Below are 23,368 nucleotides of genomic sequence, written 5' to 3'. Positions count from 1 at the left end.
TGTTATTGAAACAAAAACCGAATAAGAGAATATCCGGTTTTTGTTATATTCTTGATTAGAATTCTAGCAATGTGACTTATTTATCTCCCGCGCCTCTTGATACGGCTTCCATCACCTTGTCTAGGCTAAAACTTCCAGGTTTTTGCCTTGGTGGATATTCTTTGAAACTTTGAAGCCACTGGCCCACATAAGCAGCCGATGGTGCAATCATAAACATATGATCTACCCACCATTGCTCATAACCAATAGATTCTTCATGTGCTTTTTCAAAAGGATCCATTCTTAAATTGGCTACCATTGGTGCTCTAAGTGCCGTATAAGGGTTTCTCCAAACATCAATACCATCAGCATCTTGTTGTAAGAATGTAATTTTCCAATTGTTATATCTAAATGCAGCACAGCTACCATCGTCAGTCCAGTATAAAAACTCTTTACGTGGCCATTCAGCTTCACCTTTAAATGCAGGTAATAAGTTATAACCATCTAAATGTACTTTATAGTTTCTACCATTCACTGTTCTACCTTTTAATAGGTCTTCTTTCACACTCGTGTCTCCAGCAGCAGCTAATAATGTAGCCAGCATATCTTCATGTGCTCCAATCTCATTAATTACTGTGCCAGGTTCAATCACCCCAGGCCAACGAATAACCGTTGGTACACGGAAACCACCTTCCCATTGTGTTGCTTTTTCACTTTTAAACATGGTTGTTCCTCCATCAGGCCATGTAAAAACTTCAGCACCATTATCTGTAGAATACATAACAATTGTGTTATCCTCAATACCTAATTCTTTCAGTTTGTCCAATAATTGACCTACCATACCGTCATGTTCTACCATACCATCAGCATACACACCTAATCCCGTTTTTCCTTCAGATTCTGGTCTTAAATGCGTGTTTACGTGCATACGTGTACTGTTCCACCACACAAAAAATGGTTTATCAGCTTTTGCCGCCTCATCCATAAAACGCAAAGCTGCATCAGTAACTTCTGTATCCACAGTTTCCATACGCTTTTTTGTTAATGGTCCTGTATCTTCTATTTTACCATCAGCGTAAGAGTGAATAACACCTCGTGGTCCAAATTTTTCTTTAAATGGTGTGCCATCCGGAAAAACAAAATCATTAGGGTAATCAGGGTGTTCTGGCTCCTCTTCAGCATTTAAATGGTAAAGGTTTCCAAAAAACTCGTCGAAACCATGATTTGTAGGAAGCATTTCATCTAAATCACCTAAATGATTTTTTCCAAATTGCCCAGTTGTATACCCTCTAGCTTTTAATAATGTGGCAATAGTAGGGTCTTCTTTTTGCATCCCTTCTGGCGCTCCTGGTAAACCTACCTTGGTAAGTCCTGTTCTAATAGGAGATTGCCCTGTAATAAAAGCAGCACGACCAGCAGTACAACTCTGTTGGCCATACCAATCGGTAAATACAGCGCCTTCTTTTCCTATACGGTCAATATTAGGTGTTTTATAGCCCATCATACCCATATTATAGGCACTTACGTTAAATTGCCCAATATCATCACCCCATATCACCAAGATATTAGGTTTTTTGTTTTTTTGAGCAAAAGATCCAAAAACCATACAAAGGAGCATGGCCATAGATAAACTTGTTTTTTTCATAAAATTGATTTTTAATATTAATATGATTTAAGATAAATTATATAATGTGATTATTTGCTAATAACCTTAATATTTTTTTGACATTTTAGTTCGTTGCAATTTATGGTTTGGTAATCATAACCGGGCCCATAACCCCAGTAATGTATATTCTATCTTCATCAATTGGGATAAATAATCCTCCAGCCGTGTTAAAAATTGGATTATTACCCAAATTAGTAGTAGAGATTTCTTTACCGGTATCCCAATCCACGGTTTGTAAGGAATAATTTCCTTCTTCAGCAATAGTAAGTGTTACCGTATTGGCCGAAGCAGAAACAGGATAGAGTGCCCATTGCAACCCACGTTGTATTGTCCAATCGCTTTTTAGACTGTAGGTTTCCTTATCCCAACTCCATTTTTCTACGCCAGTAGGAGGTTGTCTAGTCACACCTGCAGTTAAAACCGTTTCAAAAATTGCTAGTTTGCCATGTTCATCATAGACAGGGTCTGGCCAAGCAGAAGCCATCATCATCACGCCATTTCCGTAAATATGTGGCGACCACTCAATAGTTGCAGGAACATCTATTTTAAGTTTTATCTGGTCTGCAATTCGTCTTGATTTGGTGCCTTCTTTTTGTTTGAAATCTTCAGGGATGTCATCGCGCCAAAATGCTACCGCACTAATATCATCTCCAGCATCGGCAACAAAAACTAAGTGGTCTTCATCGGGGCCATACCCCATTAAAGATGGTGTATTTCCTGAGCCTCTTGAAAGTGCTTTTGGATTGGGAACATAATCGTATTCTGATTTCCATGCGCCATCTTCTTCCTTATCCGATATTTTTTTACCATCCCATACAATCTTCCGCATGTACTTTGAGGTTACACAATAAATCCCCCCTTTATCATCGATACTAATACCATTATCTACTGCTTCACCTTCAAGAATAACATATTGCATATTTTCAAGGTTTCTGTCTAAAACCGCTATAATACCCGGCATCGCCACAGCAATATTACCATCATAGGTCATCCCTAATGCAAATATTCTACTTATTTGTTTGGCTTCTTCTGGTGTAACACCATCTTTGACATCAAATGCTTTTACAATTTCAATTTTAGAATTGATATCTCCAGGTGTTTTATCACTAACCTTGAATATAGAGGTTCCGAATCCGCAGAAATAGTTCCCTTCATGGTCCATCATGGTATATATACCATTTCCAATATTTGCCGAACTTTGCTTAATCGCTTTAACATGTTTTGCATAGGGCGGTAGGTATTTAGATTCATCGGTTCCACCGGAGATCATCTCATTAACGGTTGCTTCTATTTCGTTCTCAGAGGGTACGTCATAGTCATAGCCAGGCACCACCACTTCATCAACCCATTCAAAAGCGCCATTAGTGATTTTGATTTTTCCAATTTTATTGGTTCCAGAAACAAACAAAGCTTCCTCACCATTACCATAAGGACGATGTACTGTACCTATGGAAGTTACCCACGGTAACCATTGTGTGTTTTCTGCCTTAATGGCTATGTTTTCATTCCAAGTTGCCCATTTGGTAACGTCGCTTTGGGCAGGGTTTGAATGTACTGACGGATAACTACTATTCGCAATTAAGAAGGGATTAGTAGGAGGGAGTTGATAGCTCAATTCATTTGAAGTATTTTCTATAACTTTTTCTACCTTTTTACCGCTCTCATTTTTTTCTTTTTTCTGTTGTTCTTTACAACCTATAAAAGTGATTATTACAGTAAGTAATATTACTGATAAGTACTTGTTAAATTTTGAATTCATTTTTTTTATTAAGTTGTTAATTTTTGCTAATTGCTTGATACAAGAAGAGGTCAGTTTTAGCAAACTTCTTCTTCATTTTAATCTAATTTTGAAAAGTCTTTAACTTTATTAATAGTTGGAAATTTATAGGCATCATTAAAAAAATCTTTCTGAGCTCCATAGGCTCTCATGTAAGGAAACCACCCTCTACCTGACAATGTTTGTACATAATTGGCTTCCCAGCCTTTTGGTGGATCTCCAGGACCTAAAAGCATGGTGTACGATCCATCTTCATTGATTCTCAATCCTTCTGTTTTACTGCCTACTGTTGCTTTCCCGCCGTGCGCTCCTTTGCGATTATCAATGAGACATCGTGTATCTGTATCATATATCACAGTCGACCAAAATAATTCTGCCGGTACTGGTCCATTGATTTTTATAATATAATTGTTTCCACCTTGCAGACGGTTGCCTTCTTCATCCTCAAATTTCCCAATATAAGCCTGCGCCTTACCTGGCGTTGGTATGGTCATAGCGGGAGAGGTCGTAACAGCTTCATAATTGTACCTTGCTCTAGGATCAAATGTGTCATAATGTTTCATTCTCTGAGTGTTCTTTATACCATCGCCCCATTCTCCGCCAAGAATCATTCTCCAGTTATTCTGACGTAAAACACCTTCAAGTCTCTCATCGTAAACCAACGTTTTTGCCATTAGTTCACCAACCTTAGCTCCATCTTCAAGGATTTCAATTTGTTCAGGACTAGGATTAAAAGGTTTTCCTTTTTCAATTCCCAGATTTCTTAACCAATACATAAAGAATCGATCGCGATCTTGAACTTCTTCATTATTTATTGCCATATGTAGCACTTTCCAAAAATCGAGACCTCTTTGTTGATAATTCGCAAGAAATTTGTCATTTCCTTGGATTACTTTTTTTGGCTTCTTACTGCCATAATTATAAATTTCAACCTTGCCAATAAGTTTCTGAACTTGATCTGGTGCACCGAGCAATCTCAAAAGATAAAAAACCTGATTGGTATTTACTTTATGTAGAATCTGTCCGTCCTTTGTCTCGGGAATTAATTCAGGCGGTGTATTTGGCCCTATGAATACATGAGTACCGCCATTACCTGAGTTGGGCCCAAACAAACCAAGGTCTGTTATTCCCTGCTGCCACATGTCATCTACCAAACCAACCGCTAGTCCTTCAGGTATTTCTACAATAACAGCACCATCTTTTGTATTGGAAGCACCAAAATAATAATCAGTAGTTTCGTTTGCTGTAAGAAGTCCTCGTCGTTCATTAAATGTTTTTACAGAAAGAAGATCATTATAACCACAGCCATAAACTTCTCTATTACCCTCAATCCATGTGGTCATAGCGACAATTGGTAAACCCCATAGATACAGTTGAGAAGCTCTCTGATGATCCATAAGTTTAAATATTTTATCGCCTTCCCCAACTGCTGGAAAACTGTGATCAAGCTCATAATCACCGAAAAAAGTTTCGACGGTTCCTGTTACTGGCATTAAACTTTGGAATTCTTCTTCTGTTTGAATAACACTTGTCTTTTGTTGAGCAAAAATCGGTAACGAAAAGATAACTGCTGAAATGTAAATTAATATAGTTTTATTTTTCATATTTTTCATATTTTTCTAGAGTATATTCATTTCTATTTCAAGGAAACAACAAGCCTGTCTAAATTACCTGTGAATTTATTTTCACGGGTGAAGTGCTTTGAAACAGGCGTGCCTGTATCTTGTCCAACGTCAAAAGTCTCAGAAAGCGAGTATTGACCGGGGTGTGTGCGGTTTACCGGACCTTGGCCCACTTGTTCACCGTTTACAAATAGCGTTACTACTGCGGTCTTATCCTCATTAACTTCATAAACAGCTTTTAATACCACTTCACCTTTTGGAAGGGCAGTATTGGATTTAATAGTGAATCTGTCCTCGTTATAGGCATTGTATTCGTAAACTAAGCGGTTGTCTTTTACATATAACGTATAACCGCCATAAAGGCCACCAGCAGCCACAAGTACGCCACTTGCACCTTCTTTTGGCATATCGACATAGGCGGTTATGCTATGGTTTTTGTTTTTCACAGGAGGAGAATATGGCTCCGAAATTCGAACAGCACCTGGAGGATAGAATATGAATTCTTTACGCTGAGGAGCATATATTTTGGCCACATTAGAAAACCGCGCTCCTAAATCATCATATAGTGGGAATACATTATATTTCCAAGCTTCTTCTTCCCATGCCGCTTTTAAATCTTCCAGTTTCTCAGGAAACTTTTGGGACAAGTCGTTGGACTCTGTGAAGTCTTCTTTCACATTGTAAAGTTCCCAAACATCATCATCAAAAGGGTATGTTCCCGCAAAATCCCAAGGCATACGATTGCCATGAATGGTTACTGCTTTCCAACCATCCTTGTAAATGGCTCTATTACCATACATCTCATAATACTGGGTGGTGTGTTGGTCTGGGGCATCTGGTGCATTAAAGGAATAAGCAAAACTGCCACCGTCTATAGGCATTTGCTTAATACCATCAATCTCTTCCATGAAATCAAGATCTAGTACTTCTAAGATGGTTGGTGCAATATCAATGATATGGTGGTATTGATTGCGAACTTCTCCTTTACCTTTTATTCCAGCTGGCCAGTGAACGATTAATGGATCTTTAATCCCACCGTTATGAACCGTTTGCTTAAAATACTTAAATGGGGTGTTTCCTGCCAATGCCCAACCTGCGTGGTAGTGATTATCTGTTGCTTCTGATCCCCATTCGTCATAGCGGTCTAGGTTCTCTTCAAGGCGCGTTTGTTGGCTGTTAACAATGAGCATTTCGTTATGCGAACCTGATAAGCCGCCTTCACCACTAGCGCCATTGTCGGAGGTTAGAATGATGAGGGTGTTATCTAGTTTCCCTATGCGTTCTAGAGTAGCTAGCATGCGGCCAATCTCCATGTCTAGATGTTCTAGTTGGCCAGCAAAGGCTTCCATCTGACGCGCATACATGCGTTTTTCATCCGCGGTCAGTGAATCCCAAGCGGGGATTTCTTTATTACGTTCTGTTAGGGCAGACCCTGCTGGTATCACCCCTAATTCAAGCTGGCGTTTGTGTATTTTTTTTCTGGCTTCGTCCCAACCCATGTCAAACTTGCCCTTGTATTTTTCTATATATTCTTTGGGTGCATGATGCGGAGCATGCATACCTCCCGGCGCCCAAAACATAAAAAATGGTCGGTCTGGATCAATAGAAGCTTGTCCTGTTAAATAATGTGTTGCTTTATTTGAAAGGTCTGTAGATAAGTGATAATCTGGATTCCCACGAGAGGGTTCTATAGGCTCATGACCGGCATACATCACTGGGGTAAAGTTATTGGCATCGGCAGCCATAAAGGTGTAGGTATGATCGAAACCGTCATTCGTTGGCCAATACGTATATGGACCTATCTGGTGGGTTTGAAACCCTGGGGTATGGTCCCATTTTCCAAGAGCATAGGTTGTCCATCCGCCTTTCTGAGCGATTTTTGTGACCTCTTGTGCCTCCATAGGCACACGACCTGCATAACCAGGGAACCCCATAGCACTTAGGGCGTGGGAGCCCATTCCGATGGAATGTGTATTCCGTCCCGCAAGAATAGCGGCTCGCGAAGGTGAACAAAGTGCTGTGGTATGGAAGTTGTTGTAAAGCAAACCGCCTTTAGCAAGCTTGTCTATGTTAGGCGTTTCAGTTAAACCGCCGTAAGGGCCTAGCTGCCCATAACCCACATCATCCAAAAGAATGATAAGGACATTAGGGTCTTTACCTGTAAAGGTTTCCACTTCAGGCCAGTCTTCTACAGAGTCCTCAAAGGTCTTCGCAATTTTTCCTTTGAATCCCGCCATTCTTGGATCTTCTTCTTTTGAGGTTTCTTGCTTAGTTTGGCAAGAGAAAACCAAAAATGCGCTACACAGTAAGATTATATAGTTTTTCATTTTATTGTTATTCTTTATTGATAGTTTTAAATTGCTTTAGTTGAAACACTAGCTATGGTTAGCTACGATTATGTACTTAACCACCATGCTGAAGCATATGCTTGAGTAGCTCTTGTGATGGCCTGCCCGTTTCTAGTAGGCCGTACTTATTTTCATAGAGGCGTATGGCATTTTCTGTGGCGGGTTGCATTTTACCATTAATGTCGCCAGGATCAAACCCCATGCGCATTAATGATTTTTGTATTTCTAGTACCGTGCCAGATTCGAAATTTTCTTGCTGTTCCTCTTGTTTTTTTAAACGTTCCATTTCGGCTTTTTGCTGGGCTTTTTGAAGTCTTTCACGTTCAGCTTGTTGTCGCGCATAAGCTGCCTGTTGTGCTTCGCGTTGTTTTTTCTCTTTAGCACCTTGTGCAAGCCCCACCACACCACCAATTATAGCGCCTGTTTGAGCACCATCACGTCCTCCAACTAGTGAGCCAAGTGCGGCACCACCTAAGGCACCTCCAAAAGCTCTACCTAATGCCTGAGCTTGTACTGCTGATTGAAATATAACCCCACAAAGCAGGAAGGTTAACGTAACAATGATTCTTTTTTGTTTTGTTTTCATGGTGCTACCTTTTTACCGTTTTTCCATGTTTCTTCTTTTGTTTTTCCATTCTTAAGATTAAAAACAATGATGCCGTCTGGCTCTCCGTTAACAAACTGACCTGTAGCAACGTCACCATCAAATGCAGTAAAAACACCTTTTCCATTAGGTTTTCCGGCCTTAAATGCACCTTCATATTGATCACCTTGAACAGTTTTTAACGTTCCAGTACCTTCCGCCAGTTCATTTTTAAATTGGCCTATATAAGTATCGCCATTAGGAACTAACAGTGTGCCTCTTCCTTGGCGCTTGCCATTTTGAAAATCACCATAATACTCTTCGCCTTCAGGCGTTATTTGATGACCTTCGCCATGAGGCAGGTTGTTTTTCACTTCGCCTTCATAACTACTTCCATCGGCAAGTGTTGCTTTTATGTAGCCATTCATATGATCGTTTTTGAAGTCGCCTTCAGCGCGACTCCCGTCAGGGAAAATGAGTAATCCGCGACCATGCATTTCACTATTTTTAAAATCACCGTTGTATTGCGCAAAACCATCTTCTACTTCAAAATAAAGTTTACCCATACCTTCTGCTTTGCCATTAGCCATAGTTCCTGTAAAGCGTCCTACTATTTTGCCGTTTTCAAGCCAAACAAGTACACCGTTCCCAGAAGCTTTACCTTTGTCATCGCAGGTTCCAGACCAGCTGATGCTTTCGTTTTCTGTTGGTGAAGAATTCCAAATACTACAGCCGGTAATGGGGTCTTTAAGCCAGACGCCTTCTTCACTAGATTTGTCCTTATCCTGTGCATTGCCATGAGGTATACAATACATGGTGAACACAAGGGTAATAATAACTATGAGCTTTTTTTTCATAATATAAATGCCATTGAAAACAGCCTACTAAAAAGCAGGCTGTTTTTAGTTGTTTTATTCTCCAACCAAGACCGTTAATTTTTGTAAGGCCGTGTTTTTAAATGGTACTGCGTAGGTATCTTCTATAATAGGAGATCCTGTGTCTTGACCAACATCAAAGGTTTCCTCTATACTATAGGTGGCCGGTATGGTTTTAGGAATTTCTACTTTCCCCACACTTTTTCCGTTTATGAAAAGTTCGGCATCGCCTTTAAACTCACCTGTTTTTGTAAATACCATTTTTAATTCTGATTTACCAACAGGAACATTCTCAGAGGACATGAGTACCGTTCTGTGCCCTATATAGTTATAGATATATATTAATTGATTATCTAAAATCATGAGTGCATATCCAGACGTACGGCCGCCAGCTGTGACTAGCATACCATCTGCACCAGAGGCAGGAATTTCCATTTCTGCAATTAACTCATGAGATTTGTTTTTCACTGGAGGTGCCACCGACTCATGCACACGAATTGCCGCAGGCGGCCAGTACACCAATTCTTTTTCTTGAGGAGCTGCTTGCGCTTGCATTTTTGCTAAACGCGGCCCTACATCGCCATCTATAGGTAATACATTGTTTTTGAGTGCCTCTTCTTTGAAAAGCGCTCTAAGTTCAGCGAGTTTTTCAGGATACTTATCGGCAACATCATGACTTTGAGAAAAATCCTCTTTTAAATTATAAAGCTCCCATTTATCATCCTCTATAGATCCCGTGGCATTAAGTACCCATGGTCTTTTGCCTCTGTGCAGCGTTACTGCTGTCCAACCATTGGCATAAATAGCACGGTTACCAAATAGCTCATAGTACTGCACATTGCGGGTGTCTTTTGCTTTTGGTTTATTAAACGAATAGTTCATAGGCACCCCATCAAAAGGCATTTGTTTTACCCCATCAATAACCTCTGGAGCTTCAACACCTGCAGCTTCAAGAATGGTAGGGGCAATATCAATAATGTGATGGTATTGTTCTCTTACTTGTCCGTTATTTTCTTTGTCAATACCCTTTGGCCAAGAAATAACCATGGCATCTGCATTACCACCTCTATGAGCAGATTGTTTGTAATATTGAAATGGCGTGTTTCCCGCTTGGGTCCATCCAGCAGTGACGTGCCAAACACCCACTTTATTACCCCATTCATTGATATATTGGCTATTGGTTTCATAAGGAATATTAGGGACACCATTAAAGAAACCATTTTCATTAAAGGTACCGTGTAAACCACCTTCTCCAGAGCCGCCATTATCAGATGTAAAAATCACCACGGTATTATCAAGCTCTCCAATTTTTTCAAGATATTCTAAAACACGACCAAACTCATAATCAGTATAGGCTAACTGACCAGCAAAAGCTTCCATCTGTCTGCCATATAATGCTTTTTCTTGATCATTAAGCGTTTCCCAGGCAGGAATGGTTTCGTCTCGAGGCGACAATTTAGTGCCTTTAGGTACAATACCCATTTCAATTTGGTTGGCCAATATCAGTTCTCTTGCCTTGTCATATCCCATACTGAATTTACCTTTAAACTTTTCTACCCAGTTTTTTGGTGCTTGGTGTGGGGCATGAACTGCGCCAGTAGCCCAGAACATACAGAAAGGTTTTTTGTGGTCTGATGCTTTTAACATTGAAATCCAATTGATTGCTGTATCCGCCATATCTTCATTGACGTGGTATCCGGGTTGGTCATAATTGGGTTGCATAGGGGTGTGGTCTGTCCACATGATGGGATTGAAATTATTCATGTCACCAGACATAAAACCATAAAAGTGTTCCCAACCATCACCAGAAGGCCATCTGTCAAATGGTCCTGCAAAGGTACTTTCCCATTGCGGGGTGTGATCCCATTTACCAATAAACATGGTAGACCAACCTTCTCGTTTTAAGATTTCTGAAAATCCTTTAGCCGATTCAGGTGGGTGGGCATTGTACCCTGGAAACCCCATAGCTGTTAAGGAATGTGATCCCATACCAATATTATGGTGATTACGCCCAGCAGCAATGGCTGCTCTTGAGGGCGAACATAATGCCGTAGTATGGAAGTTATTATAGCGCAAGCCATTATTAGCCAATTTTTCTATTGTCGGCATGGGTGTTAATCCGCCAAAGGCACTAGAATGTCCGTAGCCCATATCGTCAATTAACCAAATTAATACATTTGGAGCTCCTTCTGGAGCCGTCACTGGATCTGGCCAATATTCTTCTGAATCGGCTAGAGTGGTACCAATTTTACCTTTAAATTCCTTATCCTGAGCATCAATTTTGCTAAAAATTAAAAGCCCAGTAATAAGAAGAAATAGTTTAAATGATTTCATACTGTTGTTGTTTATTGTTTGATTTTAATAGTTTGTTCCTGTTTTAAGTGTTTGGGGCGTCAAATGGTTTGGTTTCATAAATAACAGCCTCATTTAAATGGCCTAATACTTTTACAGCCCCAATGAGATTCTCATAAATAGGACTGTCTAGGTCTTGCTGCATGTCGGTTTTATTAGACCACTGCTTGACGAACTCAAAAGATTTGGTGGGAGATTCTATACGCGAACCGTAAAGTGTAAACATGGGCCATTTAACTAACCTGCCCATGGCAATATCAAACTCGTAAAGCTTGTCTTTGTGGATTTCGAACTGTAAAAGCAGCATGTACATCTTGGTTGATGGTTTGGTTATGGCCATTCAATGGCAAGTTGCGTGCCAAGACGAAATGTTAAAGAATGTTAATTTTTAAGTATCTGATAATTAGCTGCTTATAATTTGTATTTTTATTTTTATCAATTTTAGAGATTTGTTATATACCGTTTAGCACGACATATCGTGACTTTATATCGTGTTTTTTCGGTGCAAATGGTATTATAAACTCGGGGGATTTATGTTTAGTATTGATGCGCTAAGCGAAGCTAAAAAGGCCTGTGATGGATGTTTTGGTATTCGATAAAAGCGGTTTAACTTTGTTTCATAATCTCTAACTTTTTCATTTTAGATCGCAATGTACTGGCTGGAAGATTTAGTATTTGAGCAGCGCCATTTTTACCTGAAATTTGCCAATTGCAGTGTTCTAAGACATGTATGATATGCTTGCGTTCGCAATCTGCTAGAGTGTCCAGCGTTGCATTTTCATTAGAGCTTTGGTTGGCAACATGGTCCTTATGTTTTGGTAGGGCTTCAGCTAGCTTTAATTTGCTGCCATCGGAAGTGATTATTGCGCGTTCAATAATGTTTTTTAATTGCCTGATGTTCCCCGGCCAACTATGGTTGGTCAAGTCGTCCATTAATGTTTGTGATATTTGTTTAACCTGCCTTGTATATTTTCTATTAAACAAATTAATAAATGCGTCAATGAGCAATGGAATGTCTGCTTTTCTATTTCTTAGTGGCGGAATTGTAACAGGGAATACATTAATACGATAGTATAAATCTGATCTAAATTGTCCTTTTTCAACAAGTGTTGCTAAATTCAAATTAGTGGCGGCAATGATACGCGTATCAATTTTAATAATTTTCTCAGCGCCCAGACGTTGTATTTCACCTTCTTGTAAAACCCTTAAAAGCTTGGGCTGAAGTGCCAGTGGTAATTCTCCAAATTCATCCAGAAATAAGGTGCCTGTATCAGCCAGCTCAAACATGCCGCGTTTTAATTTGTCTGCCCCAGTGAATGCTCCTTTCTCATAACCAAATAATTCACTTTCAATTAATTCTTTGGGAATGGCAGAACAATTTATTTTTATAAAGGGTTTGTCACTACGTTTACTTTTTTTATGAATTTCATTGGCAAAGAGTTCTTTTCCAACACCTGTTTCGCCCTCCAGAAGTACAGGGACATCTAATGGAGCGACATCTTCTATACGGTTCATGACATAATTAAAATTCGGGCTTTCTCCAATAAGTTGATTTGAATCGTTTAAGAAGGTTGACTCATTTTTGAGTTGAATGTTTTCTTCCTGCAGTTTGTTTTTTAAGATTTCTAAATCTTTATTAGCAATACGCAGGTTTTCCTCTGTTTCTACTAGAGAGGTGATGTCTTGACCAAATAAGTATATATAACTGTGTGCTTTTGAAGTATGTGAAGCTTTCACTTTTACAAAGGACCATGCAATAGACACTTCTTTATGCTGTTGTGTGCATTTGGAAATAATATTGCCGGTGATATTGTTTTCATTAAACACCTGTGCTTCAAAGGCATCGCTAGTATCTCTAGAAATGAGTTTTTTGAAGTTGGTTGTTTTTATAAGGTCCTCAGTAAGGAAAGAACTTTTAAAAAATGTATTTGCGTACAGGATGTTTCCGTTGAGATCAATAGAGGCCACTATGGTATTGGTTTGATCTAGGATGCAATTTAGATTGTTTTTATAAAACTGTATTGACTTTTCAAGCTTCGTTTTTTCCAAGTCATGAGAAACCAAAATAACCAATTGCGTGCCAATAATAAATACAGGAAACAAGTCTAAATAGGTAAAACTGAGTACCTCGCGCCAAGGTAAAGCATTACCAAAATAATTATAGAGTATTTCTTCGGTAACAAATAAGGTGTAATAAATGGTTACAAAAACCAGAGGGTATACTATTTTTCTTGTGGTTTTTAGCATGTTTTTTAAGGCGAGGTAGCAACATGTTATGGTTAATATGTAGGCCGTATAACTGAATACATATTGAAGGCGAAACCATCCGAATTGGATACCAAAAAAGGTGGTGATATAGTAACAGAGCCCGAGAAAGGTGATGCCCCAAAGCAGGGGTTTGTTTCTATATTTTGCTTCATAACTAAAATACCAGGGAAATAAAACAAACATGCAAACCGCAATAAGTAATGTGAGTTTACCGGATATCTCTGTAGATTTAAGTATGAAATAGACCCCAGCAGCTATAGCAAACAGGCCAAAAAATAAAGTAGACTTATAATTGCGTTCAACCAACCCAAGCCATAAATAGGATATCCCTGTGGTAATGGCGAAACCTGCGAAAAAAATAAAAATATAATCAGACATTTATTTTAGCTTTTATCAAAGAGAATGGATGGGTTGTTTAAAATATTTAATATTAAGGGTGTACGATGAAACATGTTAATAGCTATTCTATTTTGATACTATGAGTTTGATTTTGATTCGTAAGGCGGCAAATAATAAGGTTGTAAAAGGACTCAACCAATTGAATATGGCATAAATAAAATACTCGCCCACATCTACGCCTAATACGCCAGACTGGTAGGCTCCACAGGTATTCCAAGGAATTAATACAGAAGTAACAGTTCCTGAATCTTCAAGGGTTCTACTTAAGTTTTCTGGGGCTAGGCCTTTATCTTCATAGGCTTTTTTAAACATTTTACCTGGGATAACAATAGCTAAATATTGATCGGAAGCAATAGCGTTTAGTCCTAAACAGCTAATTACAGTACTAGCAAATAATCCAAAAACAGAAGAGGCTACAGCCAATAGCGCGCTTGTGATTCTAGAAAGGGCACCAATACCATCCATAATACCGCCGAAAACCATAGCGCAAATAATTAAAAGGATGGTCCAAAGCATGCCCTTTATGCCGCCAGCGGCAAACAAATCATTCAGTTTTTCATTATCTGTAGTTATTTGGGTATCTGTAAAAATGGATGTTATTACAGCAGATAATTGGGAATCTCCTAAAGCATTTAAAATCTCAGGTTGAAAAATAAAAGCGAATAGAGCTGCCAATAGAACACCCGCACTTAAGGCTAAAAGTGGTTTCGTTTTTAAAAGAATTAAACCAATCACGCATAGGGGGACTAAAAACAACCAAGGTGAAATATTAAAAGTGGCATCTATGGTGTCTAATAAATGACTTAAATCTGCACTGCCTGAGGTGTCAATGGTAAAGCTTAAAACAGAAAAAACCACCAAGGTTACCAGTATCGTTGGAACCGTAGTAATGGTCATGTATTTGATATGGCTAAATAAATCGGTGCCAGCCATTGCAGGAGCCAGGTTTGTAGTATCACTTAAAGGAGACATTTTGTCGCCAAAATAAGCCCCAGATATTACTGCTCCAGCAATCATACCGGGATTAATACCTAAAGCATTCCCAATACCAATAAGCGCAATACCTACGGTGGCCGATGTGGTCCATGAACTACCTGTTGCGATTGAAATGATAGCAGAGATGATAACCGATGCTGGCAGAAATATCTCCGGACTTAACACTTGAAGGCCATAATAAACCATGGCCGGAATAACGCCACTAACCAACCAAGTACCACCCAAGGCGCCAACTAAGCACAAAATGAGTATGGGAATAAAAACGCTTTTTAAGTTTTCCCAGATTTCAGAACCCATGAGGGTTAGCGGTACTTTATTATAAAAACCTACAACCGCTGCTATGGCACCACCAATGAGTAAAATAAATTGATTGGAATAATCGCCTAATAAAGCACCCTCAGCAAACATGATATTGTAAAATAGGAGGCCCATTAATAAGACAACTGGCAATAGGGCTTCTGAGAAACTAAGCGCTTTATTTTCAATAATAGTTTGTTGATTAGCCTTGAACTCAGAAATATTCTTTTGATCTTGCATTTAGAAATAAATTGGTCTCGTAATGTTACGATTTTCAAGCAATGTATGCAAATGAAAATAGTTCCTTACTTTTGCTGCTCATCAAAAATCAAGGATGGATTCAATAACCCAAATTGTTCTAGGCGCGGCTTGTGGAGAAGCGGTTTTAGGAAAGAAAATAGGAAATAAGGCATTACTATTTGGTGCTATTGGGGGAACCATACCGGACTTAGATGTCTATGTGGGGAATTTGTTATATGGTAATGCCATTGATGCCATGCTTTTTCATCGTGGATTTATGCACTCCATATTCTTTTCTGTTATTGCAGCTTTGTTACTTGGTTGGGTGGTGCATAGATTATACAATACACGGCAGAGGCGGGGTAATACCACAAGGCAGGATTGGATTGCCCTGTTTTTTTGGTCGCTTTTTACCCATCCCATATTGGATTGTTTTACACCCTATGGCACCCAGTTATTTGCGCCTATAAGTCATTATAGAGTGGCATTTAATAATATAGCCGTTGTAGATCCTTTATATACGTTGCCTTTTTTAATCTGTATGATTGCCGTGATGTTTTTTAATAGGACATCACCTAAGCGGAAAATTTGGTTAAAATTGGGGCTGACTATGAGTTCGCTGTATATGCTTTTTACGGTAGGAAACAAACTCTATATTGACGCCTTATTTAAATCATCAGCCGAAGACAGTCAAATAGATTATATCCGGTTTAGTGCACAGCCTTCTATTTTTAATAACATATTGTGGTATGGCATTGCGGAAACTGCAAACAGTTATTATGTAGCAGATTATTCCTTATTTGATACCGATACAAAGTTTTCAACATTTACTAAAGTAGCCAAACATCGTGATTTAAAGCCAGCTGAATTTGAAGATGTTGCAAATCTTGCTTGGTTTAGTAATGATTACTACAGTGTTTATAAATTGGATGACGAGACCTATCGCTATAATGATTTACGCTACCCGCTTTTAGATTTAAATGACCCAGATTCATCGGTATTTAGTCTTATCCTTTATAAAGAAAAGGAGAGATTGAATATGAAACCTTTTAAGCCCAAATTTGGTAAACTTAGTGATGCTCTGGCCACACTTTGGAAGCGGATAAAAGGTATTTAACGTGAGTTATGTACAAGCTATCCAATACCTTTTGCAGGTTTTTTTATTGTACATGAGATGCCATAGTTTCTTTTAAAACACCTATGCTTAGCATACAGGATTTTATGGTGTTATAGGTACGTTCAATATCGGCATCTAGACCTATGGAAAAACGGATAAGCCCATCAGTTAATCCCATGTCTTGTTGCTCTTCTTTAGGGATTTCAGAAGATGTAGAACTTCCTGGTGCGCTAAATAAGGTTTTGTAAAAACCCAAACTCACCGCAAGATATCCTAAGTTTTTATCCTGCATCATTTCCATGAGTTCATTGGCTTTGTCTAAGCTGCCCACATCAATAGTTAGCATGCCTCCAAAACCATAGGCTTCATTCATCATGCGCTTAAAGAGTGTATGTGAAGGGTGTGATGGAAGCCCTGGATACACCGTTTTTAAGCCATCTGATTCAAACTTTTTAGCTAGAAACATGGCATTTTTACTATGCTGTTGCATTCTAATATGTAAGGTTCTTAAATTTTTTAAAACAGAAGCTGCTCTTAAACTATCCATGGTTGAACCTAAAAGCATGGATGCACCATCATTCACATTGCGCAGTGCATTGATAAAGTCTTGGGTACCGCATGCTACGCCACCAACGGTATCACTAGTTCCATTTATGAATTTAGTCAAACTGTGTATCACCACATCAGCACCCCATACCGCTGGAGAAATGGAAAGGGGAGAAAACGTATTGTCTACCACCAGTTTTAAGTTGTGCTTTTTTGCTATTTCTGCCAAGGCCTTAATATCGGCAACTTCTAGAAGCGGATTACTCACAGATTCACAATAAATGATTTTAGTCCGGTCGGTAATTAATGCTTCAACTAAATCCAATTTAGTAATATCCACAAAATTGGTGTGGATATTAAATTTTGGCGTAAAGTTTTTCAAAAACGCATAGGTACCGCCATAAATGGTTCGACTAGAAATAATATGATCTCCTGCACCGCATAGTTGTAAAATTACTGGAGTAATAGCCCCCATACCTGAAGCTGAAACATTAGCTGTTTCTGTGCCTTCCATGGCTGCTAAAGCTTCACCAAGATACAGATTGGAAGGTGAGGAGTGCCGCGAGTATAAATAACAACCGTCGGCATTGCCTTCAAAGGTATCAAACATTGTTTTTGCTGATAGAAAGGTATAGGTTGAAGAATCAGAAATGGACGGGTTGACACCTCCAAATTCACCAAAGTATTGTAAATCTTGTATGTTGTTTGCGGGTTTAAAAGCCATGGTATCTATTGTGTTTATGCTATTCAAAATTCGTGATAAATTGAATATTAATCAATACAAATCCTATATTGTAGAAAATAAAACTGAATTTATTATTAAATTTAGATTTAATATCTGATATGGCTCCAATAAGGCCCTTGCTGATGAAAAATGTTCCTTTTATGGGGTGTGATTCTATCTATAAAAGGGTCTAGAATATGGATGTGGAACGCTTTAATAAAGACAATTATTAAATAAATTTTGTTCGATGATAGAACAATCTTGTTTGGTTTATTAATAAGACGTACCTTTTTAATGTGCTAATAATGAAAATTTAAGGATATCATTAAGCGCAGTGTTTTTGTTATTTGGGGAATACATATTGTGTTGTTTGCTTTTTATAAAACAACGGTTTTAATTGGTGTAGTTCGCCTAAAATTTGATTAAAATTATAGTTATGAAACATCCTATTCTTTTCCTTTTAGGTTTATTTTTTACAGGCGTATATAGTCAAGAGCGGATCTTAACCTTTGCCTCAAAAGATTCTATAAATGGACAGGCTCAATTTAAAGGCAGTTTTGGTGCTAACATAAAATTAAACGGGTATTATGATGTTTATGGGGGCTTACAGGATAGTGAAACCTTTAATGTAGGCGCCATAAATGTATTTGGCACTGATGATTCTGATAGTTTCAAAGTAGATATGTATCAAACACAAATGAAATTTGAATCTACCATAGTCACTAAAAATGGAGATGATATTTATGCGGTTGTTGAGTTTGACTTTTGGGGTGGTAACGGCAAAATGCGGTTAAGAAAAGCCTATGTAGAATTCAATCATTGGCAAATAGGTCAGGGTTGGGCCTCTTTTGGAGATGAAGCACTATGGCCAAATATATTAGAATGGGAAGGCCCACCTTCTGGGGTTTGGGTGCGTAGCCCGCATATTAAATATTTCAATACCCTTGGGAGCAATCCCAATTGGCGCTATATAATTGCATTAGACGCTCCAATAACAGATTATAATAGATATGATGAGATAGAACCATTGATTGGGGATGCGTATCAAACCACCCCCGACCTAATTTTAGGAATTAAACATGAAAAAAATTGGGGCCATTTAAGAATGGCAACTATTTTTAGACATATCAATTACGAGTACGATAGTGAGAAAAGTTCATTTTTTGGATATGGCCTCTCTTTTTCTGGTAGACTGGCTAAAGCACAAAATAATTTTCAATTCCAAGGCACTGTAGGAAAAGGGATAACCTCATATATTACTAGTATAGCAGGTTTTGGCTATGATGGGTTCCCTACAATTAATGGAGAATTAGATGCAACACCTTCTTATGGTGGCTGGATGGCTTATGAGCATTTTTGGACCCCCAAATTACACACAAACCTTGTGCTGGGATATACTAGATTCTTTACAGATGATGTTTCTAGAGTATTGGTAGCTCAAATAGAGGATGTTGATACCGTTGTGCTTAACGGCAATATAAACCATGTGCATACCTATGGGATTGTTAATATTATGTACGATCATTTTACCAGAATGACCTATGGTTTGGAGCTTGATTTTGGTACCAAAAAATTAGATATTGATGGTACAGTAAATGATAACCAATTGGTTTTGACTAAAAAAAGAGATGCCATGCGTATAAGTTTTGGCTTGATGTTCTATTTTTAAAACGCTAAAGTTGTTTTATACAAGGCCTTTTTTAAACGGTTAAACAAGGTTTAGCTCATAAAAAAGGGTTTGGGTTTATAAATTAGATATGGAGCAGTTAAAACTGGCAGATTCATCAAAGTACTGCAAATGTTGGATTTGATTTTAAATGTATTGTAAGTTGAATATTAATCAGTTATAATTGTTTATCGTAGAAAATAAAACGGCATTTGTAAATTTCTTTAGATTTAAAATTGTAATTTTCCTTTGATGAAGTCTCAGCATACAAAAAAACAATTATGATATTTGATTCCACTGATAAAAAGTTGTTGGCCTATTTACAACAGGACAGTAAGCAAACCAATAAAGAACTTTCAAATAAGTTAGAACTTTCTGTTACGGCTGTTTATGAACGTATAAAAAAGTTAGAAAAAGCAGGGTTTATAGATGGTTATATAGCCATCGTTAACAAAGAAAAAATAGACAGGAATTTTGTGGTGTTTTGTCATATAAAACTGGTAAAACATAGTCAAGATTTTGTGATTAGTTTTGAAAAGGAAGTGAATAAAATTAGCGAGGTCTTAGAATGTTATCATGTTAGTGGTGAATATGATTATTTACTCAAAGTTATAGTTAAAGATATGGCTGCTTTTAGAACCTTTATGGTTGAACGGCTCACCACCATTAATCATATTGGGAGTACCCAAAGTATGTTTGTGATTAACGAAGTAAAACATGACACCGCTATTACATTATAATATGAATACACTCAAATACAAAAACCTAGAGTGCCTTATTATTTTTGTAATCATTCCTATAAGCTTTGTTTTTAACTATTCGCCTTGGGTTAAATTGGCGGTAGGTGTTTTAGGATTTGTTTATGTAATCTATGTGATAACCGCAGTAGAAAAACTACCCTTTAAAATAGCAAAGCGGATCCATTGGATGCCCTTTGTGAAGTCGGTCTGCATTAAATTTATAATAATCGCCGCAATAACCACAGCATTTGTTTGGGATGCCAATAAAGACTTACTTTTTAATGTGCTGGTTAATAAGCCCAAATTATGGGTGTTTATAGTGTTTGTTTATAGTGTGTTTTCTGTATATCCCCAAGAACTATTATATAGAACGTTTTATTTTAAAAGGTATCCCAATCTTGTTGAAAATAAGGTTTTATATGTGGTATTGAATGCCTTTTTGTTTGCACTTGCGCATTTGTTTTTTAAAAACATGTTGGTTTTAGTGCTTACTTTTTTAGGCGGTATTGTATTTGCTTTAACCTATCAAAACACAAAATCAACGCTATTGGTCACTATAGAACATGCTATTTATGGCTGTTGGCTATTTACGGTTGGTATGGGGGATATGCTAGGTTTTCCTTCTTAAGGTTTGAATGTATTCTTACAATAAAAAAAAATACTATATTAGTTGTCCTATAACTAAACCCAATTAACCATGAAAAAATTACCTTACATTATTTTAGGTTTTGCTGTTGGAGCCCTTTTAACCTATTATTTTTGTCCGCGCCCAGAGGATTCTGAGGCTACAGAAACCGCTGCGGAAAAAGGCATTGAAGCACAGGAAGCACCAGCGCTTGTTAAACCTCGAGGCGTGATTACTGTTAAAGAGGCCATAGCATTAAATGACAACTGGACCAAATTTAGAAAAAAAGCGGTAGACTCGGCTTCTAAGAAAGAAGGCAGAGCTATAGACAGGCGTTCTGTTGGCTGGGCAGTTAAAGACATTAGAGATTATCTTAACTGGGCAGAGGCGGAATCTGAAAATCAAGGCTATGCAATGGATAGTATTTATGTCTATCTTGGGGTGTATGGCAAAAAAGCACCAAAAAAGAAAGCGAATTACACCACCATGTTTATAGCGCCTAAAGGCCATAAACTTACCGCTGAAGCCAGTAGTTTCCCTCTAATGAGTCTTCAAGTACCTAATATACCACCTTTAAATGAAGGCACAGGAAGTGGAGGTTACCCATGAAAAAAGTTTATTTAAAGTAATAATGTAGTTATGCAAATAGGTGTATTATATGTTATTACGACACATTTTGTAGAGTTTTTAGCGGCGTTTACAGGATTATTTTTTTACTCTAAATTTAAACCTTATCCCGCTAAATACTTTATTTGGTTTTTATGGTATTTAAGTATTTGCGATTTATTAAATGTATATGTTTATTTTGCGCATCCAGACCGGTTTTTACATTTTTTAATAGGCACTGGGCTTGAAAAAAATTATTGGTGGACAACAGTGTATTGGAAAATTGGCGCCATTTTATTTTTTAGTTTTTATTATTATAAAATTTTGAAAACTAAGCGGTTAAAAAACGGTGTGAAGTTTGCTGGTATTTCTTTTTTTGTGTATGCTTTAGTTTGTATTGTCTTCAATTGGAATGATTTTTTTATAAAATTTTTTCCTTCAATAAGTGTTTTTGGTGCTGCCATTATTTTTTTGTGTACCACGTTTTATTTTTTAGAAATTCTTAATAGCCCATCCATATTAACTTTTTATAAATCGATTAATTTTTATATTAGTGCAGCCATTTTTATCTGGTGGCTCATCATAACACCCATTGTATTTTTTGATATTTATCTTGTTTATGATATAGAAACGTTGAATCAAGATTTAGATTTTGTATTTGTAAGAAGACTAATTTATCTTTCTTCTAATGTTATCATGTATTTAACCTTTACCTTTGCTTTAATATGGTGCAGACCGGAGAACGATTAGTGAGTACAGCCGCAGAGCGTTATTTATTGGTGTATATGGTCGTGGTTTTAGTGGTCATTACGGCACTGGTTATTGTGTTTTTTGTGGTGTTTCAAAAACGTAAGAATAAATTATTAGAAGAACGCTTAGCGCAAGAAAAGGCCTTTGAGGCCGAAATAGCAAAGGCACAAACAGAAAGCCAGGAGCAGACCTTGAAAAATATTGGTTGGGAGCTTCATGACAATATTGGGCAGTTGCTGTCATTTGCTAGTATGCAACTCAGTATTTTAAAAATGAATGTTGAAGATGAGGTTAAAGAAAAATTTGCGGACACCTCTGAAGCTTTAAAAGAAAGTTTGGCTGAAGTTAGGGCCTTATCTAGAACGCTAAATCACGAGGTTGTATTGAACAATGGTTTTGTACCATCCATTAGAACTGAAATGAACCGTTTAAAAAAGATGAAATTCAAGTCGGCTGAGCTTATAATTCAAGGTGATACGGTGCCTTTTTCCGATAGAAAACATGAAATAATACTCTTTAGAATTATTCAAGAATTTTTGTCTAACTCTGTCAAATATTCTGAGGCTCAAAATATTAGTATTGTATTAGATTACCGTCCCGAATCTCTAATGATTACCGCCAAAGATGATGGCAAAGGATTTGATCTAGAAACGCAAAGCAAGGGTTCTGGATTAATTAATATGGAAAGCAGAGCGGCTTTAATTCATGCGCAATTCCAAATAAATTCTAAACCTGATACCGGGGTTGAAATGGTTTTAGATTATCCGTTAAATTAAAACGTTTTTGTCATTTCGACGCCAGGAGAAATCACATAATATAGGGAACAAACCGTTCTAAAGGGCATTGTAATGCGATGTCTCAATCGTACCTCATTTCGACATGACTAAAGGATTTATTTATATTAGTTAAGTCATTTCGACGTTTGGAGAAATCACATAATTCATGGTACAAAGCGTTCCAAAGCGCATTGTAATGTGATGTCTCAATCGTGCCTCATTTCGACATGACTAAACGGTTAATTAGTAAGCGGTAAGTCATTTCGACGCCAGGAGAAATCACATAATACAGGGTACAAAGCGTTCCAAAGCCCACTGTAATGCGATGTCTCAATCGTGCCTCATATCGACATGACTAAACAATTTATTAGTATTAGTTAAGTCATTTCGACGCCAAGAGAAATCACATAATACAG

Annotated in this window: 18 protein-coding genes; 7 read left to right on the top strand and 11 right to left on the bottom strand. The window is 37.7% G+C overall.

Translation table 11 applies throughout. The annotated features are described in order from the left end of the window. Positions 1-76: 76 nt before the first annotated feature. The 10 genes from IE051_RS02945 to nhaC form a co-directional block, all read right to left on the bottom strand. On the bottom strand, positions 77-1,624 hold the full coding sequence (locus IE051_RS02945) for an arylsulfatase (protein ID WP_189359269.1): 1,548 nt from the start codon (positions 1,622-1,624) through the stop codon (positions 77-79). Between the two features lie 100 nt (positions 1,625-1,724). Further along, positions 1,725-3,404 (bottom strand): hypothetical protein, encoded by a 1,680-nt coding sequence (locus tag IE051_RS02940; RefSeq protein WP_189359268.1) that lies wholly within the window; start codon positions 3,402-3,404, stop codon positions 1,725-1,727. A gap of 77 nt (positions 3,405-3,481) precedes the next feature. Further along, positions 3,482-5,026 carry a DUF1214 domain-containing protein gene (locus IE051_RS02935; RefSeq protein ID WP_189359267.1) on the bottom strand — a complete coding sequence of 515 codons (1,545 nt, stop codon included), beginning with the start codon at positions 5,024-5,026 and terminating at the stop codon, positions 3,482-3,484. 32 nt (positions 5,027-5,058) lie between these two features. Beyond that, the gene (locus IE051_RS02930; protein ID WP_189359266.1) at positions 5,059-7,371 is read right to left on the bottom strand and encodes an arylsulfatase; all 2,313 of its coding nucleotides are present in this window, start codon (positions 7,369-7,371) and stop codon (positions 5,059-5,061) included. A gap of 76 nt (positions 7,372-7,447) precedes the next feature. Beyond that, positions 7,448-7,978 (bottom strand): peptidoglycan-binding domain-containing protein, encoded by a 531-nt coding sequence (locus IE051_RS02925; RefSeq protein ID WP_189359265.1) that lies wholly within the window; start codon positions 7,976-7,978, stop codon positions 7,448-7,450. Next, the gene (locus tag IE051_RS02920) at positions 7,975-8,832 is read right to left on the bottom strand and encodes an MORN repeat-containing protein (protein WP_189359264.1); all 858 of its coding nucleotides are present in this window, start codon (positions 8,830-8,832) and stop codon (positions 7,975-7,977) included. Before IE051_RS02920 ends, IE051_RS02925 begins: the two co-directional genes overlap by 4 nt. Positions 8,833-8,886: 54 nt before the next feature. After that, complete coding sequence (locus tag IE051_RS02915; protein WP_189359263.1) at positions 8,887-11,184, bottom strand: arylsulfatase; 2,298 nt, start codon at positions 11,182-11,184, stop codon at positions 8,887-8,889. 43 nt (positions 11,185-11,227) lie between these two features. Then, positions 11,228-11,542, bottom strand: a complete 315-nt coding sequence (locus IE051_RS02910; protein WP_189359262.1) for a hypothetical protein — start codon at positions 11,540-11,542, stop codon at positions 11,228-11,230. 266 nt (positions 11,543-11,808) lie between these two features. Then, positions 11,809-13,848 carry a sigma 54-interacting transcriptional regulator gene (locus tag IE051_RS02905; protein WP_189359261.1) on the bottom strand — a complete coding sequence of 680 codons (2,040 nt, stop codon included), beginning with the start codon at positions 13,846-13,848 and terminating at the stop codon, positions 11,809-11,811. Between the two features lie 87 nt (positions 13,849-13,935). After that, the gene (gene nhaC / locus IE051_RS02900) at positions 13,936-15,402 is read right to left on the bottom strand and encodes a Na+/H+ antiporter NhaC (RefSeq protein WP_189359260.1); all 1,467 of its coding nucleotides are present in this window, start codon (positions 15,400-15,402) and stop codon (positions 13,936-13,938) included. A 94-nt stretch (positions 15,403-15,496) separates the two neighbouring features. Here nhaC and IE051_RS02895 point away from each other — a divergent pair, with 94 nt between their 5' ends. Next, complete coding sequence (locus tag IE051_RS02895; protein WP_189359259.1) at positions 15,497-16,519, top strand: metal-dependent hydrolase; 1,023 nt, start codon at positions 15,497-15,499, stop codon at positions 16,517-16,519. Between the two features lie 43 nt (positions 16,520-16,562). On the opposite strand, the gene IE051_RS02890 is transcribed toward IE051_RS02895, so the two are convergent. Continuing rightward, positions 16,563-17,789: an aminotransferase class I/II-fold pyridoxal phosphate-dependent enzyme gene (locus tag IE051_RS02890; RefSeq protein WP_189359371.1), complete on the bottom strand. Its 1,227-nt coding sequence runs from the start codon at positions 17,787-17,789 to the stop codon at positions 16,563-16,565. 436 nt (positions 17,790-18,225) lie between these two features. Between IE051_RS02890 and IE051_RS02885 the strand changes: the two genes are divergently transcribed. From IE051_RS02885 to IE051_RS02860, 6 genes are all read left to right on the top strand, one after another. Next, positions 18,226-19,458, top strand: a complete 1,233-nt coding sequence (locus IE051_RS02885) for a DcaP family trimeric outer membrane transporter (protein WP_189359258.1) — start codon at positions 18,226-18,228, stop codon at positions 19,456-19,458. 278 nt (positions 19,459-19,736) lie between these two features. Then, complete coding sequence (locus tag IE051_RS02880) at positions 19,737-20,195, top strand: Lrp/AsnC family transcriptional regulator (protein ID WP_189359257.1); 459 nt, start codon at positions 19,737-19,739, stop codon at positions 20,193-20,195. A gap of 1 nt (position 20,196) precedes the next feature. After that, positions 20,197-20,823, top strand: a complete 627-nt coding sequence (locus IE051_RS02875) for a CPBP family intramembrane glutamic endopeptidase (RefSeq protein WP_189359256.1) — start codon at positions 20,197-20,199, stop codon at positions 20,821-20,823. A gap of 69 nt (positions 20,824-20,892) precedes the next feature. Next, on the top strand, positions 20,893-21,429 hold the full coding sequence (locus IE051_RS02870; protein ID WP_189359255.1) for a hypothetical protein: 537 nt from the start codon (positions 20,893-20,895) through the stop codon (positions 21,427-21,429). Positions 21,430-21,459: 30 nt separating this feature from the next. Next, positions 21,460-22,176, top strand: coding sequence for a hypothetical protein (locus tag IE051_RS02865; RefSeq protein WP_189359254.1), 717 nt, complete (start codon positions 21,460-21,462; stop codon positions 22,174-22,176). Then, on the top strand, positions 22,152-22,952 hold the full coding sequence (locus IE051_RS02860; protein ID WP_189359253.1) for a sensor histidine kinase: 801 nt from the start codon (positions 22,152-22,154) through the stop codon (positions 22,950-22,952). The genes IE051_RS02865 and IE051_RS02860 overlap by 25 nt, the downstream gene beginning before the upstream one ends. Positions 22,953-23,368 lie beyond the last annotated feature (416 nt).

Origin of the sequence: Algibacter mikhailovii, from assembly GCF_014651495.1 — a bacterium.
Classification (GTDB): Bacteria; Bacteroidota; Bacteroidia; order Flavobacteriales; family Flavobacteriaceae; genus Algibacter_E; species Algibacter_E mikhailovii.
This window is presented reverse-complemented; position numbering and strand designations above follow the sequence as displayed.